This window comes from Euzebya pacifica, from assembly GCF_003344865.1.
In the GTDB taxonomy this organism is placed as follows: domain Bacteria; phylum Actinomycetota; class Nitriliruptoria; order Euzebyales; family Euzebyaceae; genus Euzebya; species Euzebya pacifica.
Genome location: NZ_CP031165.1, coordinates 2,725,460 through 2,736,575, shown reverse-complemented (window position 1 = coordinate 2,736,575; position 11,116 = coordinate 2,725,460). Strand labels below are relative to the sequence as shown.

Here is an 11,116-nt window from a genome sequence, read left to right as displayed (position 1 = left end):
CAGGGGGTTACCCCTCGCCCTCGAACTTCTCGATGACCTGCTCGGCGACGAGCTTCATGGTCAGGCGTTCCTCCATGGCGGCCTTCTGGATCCAGCGGAAGGCCTGCGGTTCGGTGAGCCCCTCGTGCTCCATCAGCAGCCCCTTGGCCCGGTCCACGACCTTGCGTGCCTCGAGCCGATCGGTCAGCGTGCCGACCTCGGCCTCGAGCCCCTGCAGGTCCTTGAACCGTCCGGCGGCGATCTCGATGGCCGGCAGCAGGTCGTGCTTCTGGAAGGGCTTGACGAGGTAGGCCATGGCGCCGGCCCGGCGGGCCTTCTCGATCAGGTCCCGCTGGCTGAAGGCGGTCAGGATGAGGACGGCGGAGAGGCGTTCGCCGGTGATCTGCTCGGCGGCCTGGATGCCGTCCATGACCGGCATCTTCAGGTCGAGGATGCACAGGTCGGGGCGTAGCTCACGGGCCATGCGGACGGCGGTCGCGCCGTCGGAGACCTCCGACACCACGTCGAAGCCCTCTTCCAGCAGCATTTCCTTGAGGTCGAGGCGGATCAGCGCCTCGTCCTCGGCGATCAGTACCCGGATGGGGGCGGCAGCGTCGGTCATGCGGTGGATAATCCCTGTAGGTGTGGACGAGCGCACAGCCTAGTCGAGCATCTGCTCCAGCAGGGTGTCCTGCTCCACGAGCAGACGGTCCCGAGAGGCCTTGACTTCGTCTCGTTGGCGTCGTGTGCGGTCCAGGTCGGACCGTGCAGCGCGATGTTCCCGGGCTGCCACGTCGTGTCCGGCGACGACCGCATCGGTCTGCGCCTCGGATTCGACCTGGCTGAGGAACATCAGCTGTTCGTCGAGGACCGCCAGCTGGCGGTCCAGGTCGGCGACCTTGCTCCGGATGCGCACGAGCTTCCGTGCCGCCCGGTCTCGGGCGGAGGGGAACGGATTGCGCATTCGTGGACGTGCTCCGGTCGGCGACGGGTACCCCCGGTGGGATTCGAACCCACACTGGCACGAGTTTGAGTCGTGTGTCTCTGCCGGTTGGACTACGGGGGCGGGGCAGGGAATGGTAGCGCCAAGAGCGCCCAGGACGAATGCCCCTCCACGGTGCGGGGTAGATCTGTGCGAACCTTGCCGACGCGTCGTGCTCGGACACCGGCACAGACCCGCCTGTCGGCCCAGGACCAACTCCCCACCCCCCGGAGACACACATGAAGATCGCCATGACCGGATCCAGCGGCCTGATCGGCTCGCGGCTGTCCGCCGACCTCCTCGCCGACGGGCACCAGGTCGTGCCGATGGTGCGCCGCCACGCCAACGCCGGCGAGATCCGGTGGCGCCCCGAGGGACCGCTCGATCCCTCCGCGCTGCGCGGTGTCGACGCCGTCATCCACCTCGCGGGTGAGTCCATCGGCGCAGGCCGCTGGACCGACAAGCAGAAGCAGCGGATCATGGAGAGCCGCCGCCAGGGCACAACGACGATCGCCGAGGCCGTTGCGAAGGCCGACGGTGGTCCCCGCGTCCTGATCTCCGCCAGCGCGGTGGGGCTCTACGGGAATCGGGGCGACGAGGTCATCACCGAGAAGACCCCGCCGGGCGATGACTTCCTGGCCGAGGTCGTCAAGGTCTGGGAGGAGTCCGCCGAGCCTGCCCGCGACGCCGGTGTCCGGGTCGTCCACCCGCGGTTCGGCATCGTGCTGGACCCGTCGGGAGGCGCCCTGCAGAAGATGCTGCCGTTGTTCAAGCTGGGTGCGGGCGGCCGCTTCGGCTCCGGTGAGCAGTGGTGGCCGTGGGTCGCGATCGACGACGTGTCGGGGGCCGTCCGGTGGGCGCTGTCCAACGACGACGCCAACGACGCCTACAACGTCACGGCCCCGCACCCGACGACCAACGCGGAGTTCACCGAGGTGCTGGCCGACGTGCTGAACCGGCCGGCGTTCCTGCCAGTGCCCGCCTTCGGGCCCAAGCTGCTGCTGGGCGAGCTGGCCGACGCGCTGCTGTTCCACTCCCAGCGGGTCGAACCCGTGCGGCTGCTGGCCGACGGCTACGAGTTCGCCTTCCCCGACCTGGGCCCGGCCCTGCGCCACGTCCTGGGACGCTGACACCCCGGCCGCCTGTCGGGTGTTCACGACGGGCGGCCTGTTTCCCGACACGCGTCCGATCGTGCCCGTCGGCCGACCACACCGCTTGTCGGGTGTTCACGACGGGCGGCCCGTTGTCCGACACGCGGGTGGGTCAGGCGGTGACGGGGGTGGTCCAGCCGAAGGTGTCGGCGGCCTCGGCCCGCTGGATCGCGGTGAGGGCCGTCCGCAGCTCGGTGGTCCGGGGGCCGGGCTGACCGTCGCGGACCGTCAGCCGTTCGCCGTCGACGACCAACGCCCCGACCGGCGCAAGGACGGCCGCGGTACCCGACAGCGCGCACTCGGCGGTGTCGATCCGGCTGGTCATCTCCTCCACCGTGATCGTCCGCTCCTCCACGTCGAAGCCGTGCTCCTTGGCCAGCGTCAGCACCGAGTCGCGCGTGATGCCGTGCAGGAACGAGGAGTCCAGCGCCCGCGTGATGATCGTGCGGTCGTCGATCATCATGAAGTTGGCTGCGCCGGTCTCCTGCACTTCGCCGTTGGGGGCGAACAGGACCTGGTCGGTGCCGTGCTCCGCGGCGTAGCGGCGGGTCACGCCGAGCGCCATGGCGTAGTTGGCGCCGGTCTTGACCTCACCGAACTGGGGCGTGGTGCGGGGCAGGTCGGTCTCGACGCCCAGGACGAGGGTCTTGGAGGAGTCGAAGTAGTCGCCGACCGGTGAGGCCAGGACGTACAGCATCCCCTGGTTGGACGCGCGGGCGGCCGCGCCGATGTTGGGCTCGGTGCCGATCATCGCCGGGCGCAGGTACAACGCGCCGGGCGGGTCGGGGACCTCCTCGAGGTTGGCCCGCACCACGTCGGTGATCATGCCGGACAGGACGTCTGCGTCGGGCACGGGCAGGTACAGCGCACGACAGGACCGCTGCATGCGGGCGACGTGGGCGTCGAGGCGGAAGATCCGCACCGTGCCGTCGGCGCCCTTGTGGGCCTTCATGCCCTCGAAGCACGCCGAGCCGTAGTGCAGGACGTGGGCGGCCGGGGACAGCTGCAGCGGCTCCACGGGCCCCAGTACCGGTTCGTCGAACGCCCCGTCGGTGAAGGTGGCCATTGCCATGACCTTCGCGAATGCGGATCCGAACGACGTCGCCACGACGGTGTCCTCCTGAGTCGGTGTGTACGTGGTCTGCACAGGGTAGGGCAGATGACCGGGCCAGTGCGTACGCCACTCCGGCCGGCCGGACGGACCCGGCTCACCCGATCAGGTCGAGGGGGCGTCCTGCGCGAGCTCGGTGGTGCGGGTGATGACGTCGGTGACCAAGCCGGGGTCGTCGGGCATGGGCACGTGCCCGAGCCCCCGCAGGGTCACCAGGCGGGCGTCGGGCAGCGTGGCCTTCCAGCGCTGGCCCTGCCACGGGAACAGCAGCATGTCCCGGCTGCCCCAAGCGATCGTGACCGGCACCGTCGGGGGTGGGAGGTGGTCGATCTCGTCCACGGCGTCCAGCGTCTCCTCGAACACCGTCGCCCGGGCAGGTGCCGCCATCGCCGACCGTGCGTAGGACGGGGTCATCCGGCCCGGCTTGCCGAACATCAATCCGAGCAGCGCCTTCCGGCCGAGCGCCGTGTCGGAGAAGACGCCCAGCGGCAGCAGCCGCGACGGGACGTGCTTGGCGACCCGCAACATCCCACGGGCCCACGGCTTCTCCCACCCGCGGATCATGCCGCCGGGCGACAGGGCCGTGGCCGACAGCGCCCTGCCCCGGCTGGCCATGCGGATGGCGATCAGCCCGCCGAGGGAGTTGCCGGCCACGTGGGCGCGGTCCCAGCCCAGGCCGTCCATGACCTGCTCGCAGAAGGCCGAGAGGCTGTGGTCGTCCGGCGTCTCCTCCAGCGCGGGTGCGCCACCGAACCCGGGCAGGTCGATCGCTGCCACGTCGAAGCGGGCGCCGAGCAGTCCGATGACGGGATCCCACGCCTCCTTGCAGTGGCCGAGGCCGTGGATCAGGAGCAACGGTTCGCCGTTGCCGGCTCCGACGCGGGTGACGTGATCGGCGAGGTAGGACTCCATGCCACGAAGCTACGGAAGTGGAGGCCTCCTCTGCCAATTGAGGGTTTCTCTGCCGATTGGCGTGTGCTGCCGGTCGTCTTCGGCGGGACCCGCCCGGGCCTGTACCGTCCCGGCCGATGCGCGTGCTGCAGGTGGCCTGGGAGTACCCGCCCAGGCTGTTCGGCGGCCTGGGCCGACACGTCGAGGGCCTGTCCGCCGCGCTGGCCGCTGACGGCGTCGACGTCACCGTCCTGACCCCGGCATCATCGGAGCCCGACCCGCCCGCCCCCGACCGGTTGCGGGTGCTGCGTGCTGCCGCCCCACCCGAACTGCTGCCCGAGGACCGCTGGCTGGCCGACGTGCTGGACGCGAACATCGCGATGGCCGAGCGGGCCCTGACCAGCGACGTGGCCGTGGACGTGCTCCACGTGCACGACTGGATGGCCGGCCATGCCGCACGAGTCCTGGCACGTGCCATGGGCGTGCCGGTCGTGGCCACCGTCCACGCCACCGAGCGCGGCAGGCACCAGGGGCACCTGCCTCCAGGCATCTCCGCCTGGATCGACGCCCAGGAACGGGCGCTCGTGGGCCTGGCCGACCGTGTCGTCGTGTGCTCGACCCCGATGGTGGAGGCGGTGACGGACTGGCTCGGCGCGCCGGCCGCGGACGTCATCCCCAACGGTGTCGATCCGGCCCGTTGGCAACCGCCCGGGGTGCGACGCCGACACGACCGCGTGGTCGTCGCCGGGCGACTGGAGTACGAGAAGGGCGCACAGGTCCTGATGGCGGCGACAGAGGACCTGCCGCTGGACGTACGGATCGCCGGACGCGGGTCCCATGGCCCGGCCCTGCGGCGCGAGGCGCACGACCGGGTCCGCTTCGAGGGGCATCTCCCCCAGCCCGCGCTGGCCAGGCTGCTCGCCTCGGCCACCATCGTCGTCGTGCCGTCGTTGTACGAGCCGTTCGGCCTGGCCGCGCTCGAGGGGATGGCGGCCGGTACGCCGGTCGTGGTCAGCGACGTCGGTGGCCTGCGCGACCTGGTGCCCGACGGTGTCGGGCTGCGCGTGCCCCCCGATGACCCCACCGCCCTGCGAAGCGCCCTGCGGCGACTCCTGGTCGACCGCCCGCTGCGGGAACGGCTGGCACGAGCCGGTCTGGCACGCGCCGAGGAGCTGTCGTGGCCGGCGACCGCCCGGCGCTACCGGAACGTCTACACCGCCGTCGCGCCCGGCCGCGGGGGCTGACGGGGCTACTGGATCACGTCGGTGTGCTCCGCGGGGTGGCCGGTGCGACGACCCAGCAGCAGGAGGCCGCGGACGATGGCGAAGCCGACCAGGCCGATCAGCAGGGCAACGACGGCCTCGCCCGATCCGTCGGGGCCGTGCAGCGTGCCCTCCTCGTTCCAGGGCCAGAGCACCCGCAGCGCGCCGACCATGAGGCCGGTCAACGCGGCCATGGTGACGGCCAAGCGGTGCTCCAGCAGGTGCGAAAGCAGCTTGGAGAACGCGCCCAGCCCCACGACGGCGCCGGCCACGAACGTGGCGACGTAGGGCACGTCCAGATCGCTGGCGGCCTCCAGCGTGGGCTCGTAGATGCCGAGGGCAAGCAACAGGAACGCGCCGCTGACGCCGGGGAGGATCATCGCGCAGATCGCCACGGACGCGGACAGGAACACCCGCCACAGCGGAGGATGGTCGATGACGATCTCGGGGAGCCCGGTCAGCAGGAACGCGGCGACGGCGAACACCACGGCCAACGCGACCAGCGGCGCGCGCGACGCCGACCCGTTCGCCTCGACCGCCTGCGACCACGGCACCGACAACGATCCGACGATGAGGCCGAAGAACAGCGCCGAGGTCTCGACGGGGTAGGTCTCCAGCAGCGGCGGCAGCACTACCGAACCGAGCCCGAGCGCCAGCACCATGCCGACGCCGACGGGCAGCACGAACGGCCACGGCACCGCGCGGAACCGCTCCCCCGCCGAGGTCACGTCGCCGCGCAGCAGCGCAGTCGGTGACTGTGCCAGCGTGCGGATCGCCCCGATCAGCCGGGTGTAGATGCCCAGGATCAGCGCCACGGTGCCGCCCGAGACACCCGGGATGACGTCAGCGGTGCCCATCCCCATGCCCTGCAGCACCCGCAGGCCGATGGTCGAGGGGGCGGTGTCGTTGGGCATGCGGCCGCCGGTTGGGGCGACGTCGGCGGTGTGGGTCACGGGTGCACTCGGTGGATCGGGGTCGGGACGACCGGGGTCAGCGCTGCCGCAGCAGCAGCGCCACGGGGAGGTTGGCCAGCAGCTCGGCAGCGGCAAGGCGTCCCCCCTGACGAGTGTGCCCGGTCAGCACGTCGGTCCATGTCGTCTGCTCGGGCAGGGCAAGGTCGGTGTCGGCCCAGATGCGGCCCAGCGGGTCGAACCGACCGCCGTCGGTGATGCGACCGAAGGCCCGCGGCGCCACGACCACCACATCGGGGTCGTCGACGTCACCACGGGCGAACGCCAGGGTGTGTTCCGCCCAGCGTCCCGACGCCTCGATGGCCCGGTAGCCCGCATCGGGGCCGAGCAGGTCGGGGATGTCCCGCCGCAGGCGCAGCGCGGTCCGCACCACGTGCTGCTTGACTCGACCATCGCGACGCGCCGACCACAACCCGCCGGCGTGCGCGGGCCGCAGGCCGTCGACGGCGGACGCCAGGTCCTCGAAGTCCACGGGGCGCCGTTGGTCGGGGTCGCTCATGGAGTCGTCCCAGCGCTCGGTGCCCTGGTAGGTGTCGGGCACGCCGGGAAGGGCCAGGCGGGTCAACGACATCGACAGGCTCGCCGCCATGCCGATCTCGGCGGCGCGCAGCGCCAGCGGTCGCAGCGTCGGCACGATGGGGCCCTCCGGGTCCCACACCAGCGCACACCACCGGCGAACGGCCGCCTCGGCATCCAGGTCCGGCGTGCGGTCGCTGGTGATCTGGTCGGCCAGCCGGGCGGCCCAGACCGCGTAGGTGGCGAATCGGTCGGGCAGCGCAGGGTCCATGACCTCCGCGAGCGGGGTCGACCCGTCGTCGGTGGCCGGCCACACCCCGATCGCCACCTGGAGGAGGCGCAGCGCCAGCGAGCGGCTCGGCGGCGAGGTTCGCGACACGAGGGTGGACGCGGCGATCGCCCAGTCCGAGGCCATGCCGGTCAGGGCCGCCATGCGCAGGCGGGCGTCCTCGCTGTGCTTGGTGTCGTGGGTGGCCGTGGTCCGCATGCCGGCGTGCGGCATCGCCTCGACCTCCGCGTGGAACGCGGGGAGGGTCCGGGCCACGTCGTCGGGATCGCAGCCCAGCTCACAGGCCGCCACCAGGGCGTGGTGCCGGTGGAACAGCCGTTCTTCCAGGCCCAGCGCCGACACCGGTCCGGTCAGCTGCTGGAACCGCGTGACCGCCTCGCCTGCTGCGGCGGTCCAGCGGACCTGTCCGGTCAGCAGCGCCTCAAGGTGGGTCCACAACCGGTCGGGCACCGTCCCGCGGCCGACCTCGCGTCGGGCCATGCGGACCGCTGCGGCCACGGTCTCGCGGTCGGCCTCGGTGGACTCTCCCGTCTGCGGGTCGACGTAGCTGCGATAGCGCGGCAACGACGTGGCCAGCCGGCTGACCGCCTCCAGCAACGTGCGGTAGTCGACGTCGCGAACAGTCGGTTCGTCCTGGCAGGCCGTCCAGACCACGCGGGCGCAGCGCCGCAGGTCGGGGCCGAGCTCGACGTCGAGCACGTCGACCTTCATCCGCCAGCGGTCCTCGGGGCCGGGCAGGGCGTCGTGCGCCCCGGCCACCTGGGCCATCTGTCGCAGCCCCGCCGGGTCGACCTGCACGCCGAGCGTCGCGCGCAACGCCTCGTACCCCGTGGTGCCGTCGACCGGCCAGCCCTCGTGCAGGCGCTGATCGTGTGACGTCAGGGTCTCCACCACGATCCAGGTGTCGGGACCGACCGCGTCACGCAGGCGCTGGAGGTACCTACCGGGGTCGACCAGGCCGTCGATGTGGTCGATCCGCAGGCCGTCGAAGACCCCGTCGGTGACCAGCTGGACCATGAGCTCGTGGGTCGTGTCGAAGACGGTGTCGTCCTCGACCCGCAGGGCGGCCAGCTCGTCGACGTCGAGGAACCGGCGATAGTTGACCAGCCGGATGCCTGCGGTGGAGGACACGAGCCGGTAGTGCTGCTGCTCGAGCAGCGAGTGCATGCGCTGCCACGACCGGGCCTGTCCGGGGATGCCGGCGATGCCCTCCAGGCCGGTGCGCTCCAGCGCCTTCGCCGAATCGGCGTTCACCGGGAACGTCAGGTCGCCGTAGGCCACCCGCGGGTGGCCGTCGACCTCCACCAGCGTCAGGTCGCCCGCGGCCAGCGCATCGCCGTAGGAGTCCGCCAGCACCGGCATGATGACCTTGTCGGCTGCCCCCGGCAGGGGGGTCTCCCAGTCGACGTCGAAGAACTTCGCGGCCACGCTGGAGCGGCCCTCGGTCAGCAGCCGCTCCCACAGCGGTGACCACGGCCCCACCCCCATGTGGTGGGGGACGATGTCGCCGACCAGCCCCATCCCGCGGTCGTGGGCGGCGGCGGCCAGCTGGCGCAGCCCGGCCTCGCCGCCGAGGACCGGGTCGACGAGCGTGTGGTCGGCGACGTTGTAGAAGTGCCGGGTGCCCGGTCGCGCCTTCAGCACCGGCGAACAGTAGATGTGGCTGATCCCGAGGTCGTCGAGATAGGGCAGCAACGCCTCTGCAGCGGCGAACGGCTGGTCCTCGGTGAGCTGCAGCCGGTAGGTGGCCACGGGACGGCTCATCATCGTCTCGATTCGGTGAGTGGTCGGTTCGGATGGGGGCCGGCCGGCACGATACGGCGCAGCAGCAGGAGCGAACGGTCGATCCGGGGCAGCGTCGCACCAGCCTCCACCAACGGGGCGTCGGCCTCGAGGAGCTCCGGCTCGGCGGTGTCGATGACCGTGCGCCAGCGATGGCCGTAGTCGTGACCGGGCAGCACGAAGTCGATGCCGTGTTGGTGGGCGTTCAGCAGCACCAGGAAGCTGTCGTCGACGGTCCGCCGGCCGCGGTCGTCACGGCTGGGGATCTCCTCGCCGTTGAGGTAGAAGGCCAGCGCATGGCTGTCCGGGCTGTGCCAGTCGTCGGCATGCATCGCCTGCCCGTCCGGGCGCAGCCAGTGCAGGTCCTCCTCTCCGGTGAAGTAGGACCGCCGGCGGAACACCGGGTGGCGTCGGCGAACTTCGATGAGCCGTGTCGTGAAGTCCAGCAACCGCGTCGACTGGGGCGTCTGCAGCCAGTCGTAGTGGGTCAGGCCCGAGTCGATGCAGTAGGCGTTGTTGTTGCCGTGCTGCGTCCGGCCCATCTCGTCGCCGCCGAGCACCATCGGCACCCCCTGGCTGAGGAGGAGCGTCGCCAGGAAGTTGCGCTGCTGGCGGGCGCGGAGGCCGAGGACCTCGGGGTCGTCGGTCGGCCCCTCCACGCCGTGGTTGGCCGACCGGTTGTGGTCCTCGCCGCTGGTGCCGCCGTCCATGTTGGCGTCGTTGTGCTTGCGCTCGTAGCTGACGAGGTCGGCCAGGGTGAAGCCGTCGTGGGCGGTGACGAAGTTGATGGAGGCGTAGGGCCGACGGCCGTTGTGGGCGTACAGGTCGGAGGAGCCCGACAGGCGGCTGGCCAGCCCACCGACCACCCCGTCACCGTGCCACCAGTCCCGGACGCTGTCGCGGTACTTGCCGTTGAGTTCGGTCCAGCCGACGGGGAAGTTGCCGACCTGGTAGCCACCCTCGCCGACGTCCCACGGCTCGGCGATCAGCTTGGCCTGGGAGATGACCGGGTCCTGCTGGATGATGTCGAAGAACGCGCTCAGCCGGTCGACGTCGTGCAGCTCGCGGGCCAGGGTCGCCGCGAGGTCGAAGCGGAACCCGTCGACGTGCATCTCGGTGATCCAGTACCGCAGCGAGTCCATGATCAGCTGCAGCACGTTGGGGTGCTGCACGTTCATGGAGTTGCCGGTGCCGGTGTAGTCGACGTAGCGCCGAGGGTCCTCGGGGTCCAGCCGGTAGAACGACGGGTTGTCGATGCCACGCAGCGACACGGTGGGGCCGCGGTGGTCGGCCTCGCCGGTGTGGTTGTAGACCACGTCGAGGATGACCTCGAGCCCGGCGGCATGCAGGTCGGCGACCATCGCCTTGAACTCGTACACCTGCTGGCCGAGCCGCCCCTGGGAGGCATAGCCGGCGTGGGGGGCGAGGTAGCCGATGGAGTTGTAGCCCCAGTACTGCGACAACCCCTTCTTCCACAGGAAATGGTCGGTGAGGAAGTGGTGGACGGGTTGCAGCTGCACGGCCGTCACGCCGAGGTCCACGAGGTGCTCGACCATCGCGGTTGACGCAAGCCCCGCATAGGTGCCCCGCACCCGGCGGGGCACGCCGGGATGGCGGACCGTCGCACCCTTGACGTGGGTCTCGTAGATGATCGTCTCCGACCACGGCCGCGACGGCGGTCGGTCGTCACGCCAGTCGAAGAACGGGTTGACGACGATGGACTTCGGCACGTACGGCGCGCTGTCGGTGGTCTGGGGGCGCATGGGATCGACGGCATCGAATCCGAAGCAGGCCGGATTCCAGGTGATGTCGCCGTCGATCGCCCGTGCGTAGGGGTCGATCAGCAGCTTGGCCGGGTTGCACAGGACCCCACCCCGCGGGGCCCACGGGCCGTGGACCCGGAAGCCGTACCGCTGGCCCGGCGCGATGCCGGGCAGGTAGGCGTGCCAGGTGAAGCCGGTGCGTTCCGGCAGCTCGATCCGGGTCTCGTGGTCGGCCTGCGGACCATCGCCGAACAGGCAGATCTCCACCGCGTCGGCCACCTCGGAGAACACCGCGACGTTCACGCCGCGACCGTCCCAGTGCACACCAAGCGGGTAGGGCCGGCCGGGCCAGGTCATCAGGCGGGTGTCGTCGGTGGCGGTCATGCGCCACCTACTGTTCCACAGCACCAGCAGATCTC

General features: G+C 71.2%; 9 protein-coding genes and 1 tRNA gene. 2 read left to right on the top strand and 8 right to left on the bottom strand.

Going from position 1 to position 11,116, the window contains the following annotated elements; genetic code table 11:
• Positions 1-7: 7 nt before the first annotated feature.
• The 3 genes from DVS28_RS11585 to DVS28_RS11575 all read right to left on the bottom strand — a co-directional run bounded on the left by DVS28_RS11585 (position 8) and on the right by DVS28_RS11575 (position 1,045).
• Complete coding sequence (locus tag DVS28_RS11585; protein WP_108665238.1) at positions 8-601, bottom strand: ANTAR domain-containing response regulator; 594 nt, start codon at positions 599-601, stop codon at positions 8-10.
• A gap of 39 nt (positions 602-640) precedes the next feature.
• Positions 641-943, bottom strand: a complete 303-nt coding sequence (locus DVS28_RS11580) for a hypothetical protein (protein WP_114591589.1) — start codon at positions 941-943, stop codon at positions 641-643.
• Between the two features lie 28 nt (positions 944-971).
• Positions 972-1,045, bottom strand: a tRNA-Leu gene (locus DVS28_RS11575).
• 155 nt (positions 1,046-1,200) lie between these two features.
• Here DVS28_RS11575 and DVS28_RS11570 point away from each other — a divergent pair.
• Positions 1,201-2,091 carry a TIGR01777 family oxidoreductase gene (locus tag DVS28_RS11570; RefSeq protein ID WP_114591588.1) on the top strand — a complete coding sequence of 297 codons (891 nt, stop codon included), beginning with the start codon at positions 1,201-1,203 and terminating at the stop codon, positions 2,089-2,091.
• Between the two features lie 133 nt (positions 2,092-2,224).
• Here DVS28_RS11570 and DVS28_RS11565 read toward each other — a convergent pair whose 3' ends face one another.
• Together DVS28_RS11565 and DVS28_RS11560 are read right to left on the bottom strand one after the other, a co-directional pair.
• A complete protein-coding gene (locus DVS28_RS11565) occupies positions 2,225-3,259 on the bottom strand; it encodes a branched-chain amino acid aminotransferase (protein ID WP_114591587.1) in 1,035 nt (344 codons plus the stop codon).
• Positions 3,260-3,328: 69 nt separating this feature from the next.
• Positions 3,329-4,135: an alpha/beta fold hydrolase gene (locus DVS28_RS11560; RefSeq protein ID WP_114591586.1), complete on the bottom strand. Its 807-nt coding sequence runs from the start codon at positions 4,133-4,135 to the stop codon at positions 3,329-3,331.
• Positions 4,136-4,251: 116 nt separating this feature from the next.
• Between DVS28_RS11560 and DVS28_RS11555 the strand changes: the two genes are divergently transcribed.
• Positions 4,252-5,358: a glycosyltransferase family 4 protein gene (locus DVS28_RS11555; protein ID WP_114591585.1), complete on the top strand. Its 1,107-nt coding sequence runs from the start codon at positions 4,252-4,254 to the stop codon at positions 5,356-5,358.
• 5 nt (positions 5,359-5,363) lie between these two features.
• Here the strand turns inward: DVS28_RS11555 and DVS28_RS11550 are convergent, their stop codons facing one another.
• From DVS28_RS11550 to glgX, 3 genes are read right to left on the bottom strand one after another with little or no spacing between them, the layout of a single operon-like run.
• Entirely contained in the window at positions 5,364-6,329 is a 966-nt protein-coding gene (locus DVS28_RS11550) for a DUF368 domain-containing protein (RefSeq protein ID WP_114591584.1), read from the bottom strand.
• 37 nt (positions 6,330-6,366) lie between these two features.
• On the bottom strand, positions 6,367-8,916 hold the full coding sequence (gene treY / locus DVS28_RS11545) for a malto-oligosyltrehalose synthase (protein WP_164710414.1): 2,550 nt from the start codon (positions 8,914-8,916) through the stop codon (positions 6,367-6,369).
• Entirely contained in the window at positions 8,916-11,081 is a 2,166-nt protein-coding gene (gene glgX, locus DVS28_RS11540; protein WP_114591582.1) for a glycogen debranching protein GlgX, read from the bottom strand. Before glgX ends, treY begins: the two co-directional genes overlap by 1 nt.
• Between the last annotated feature and the right edge of the window lie 35 nt (positions 11,082-11,116).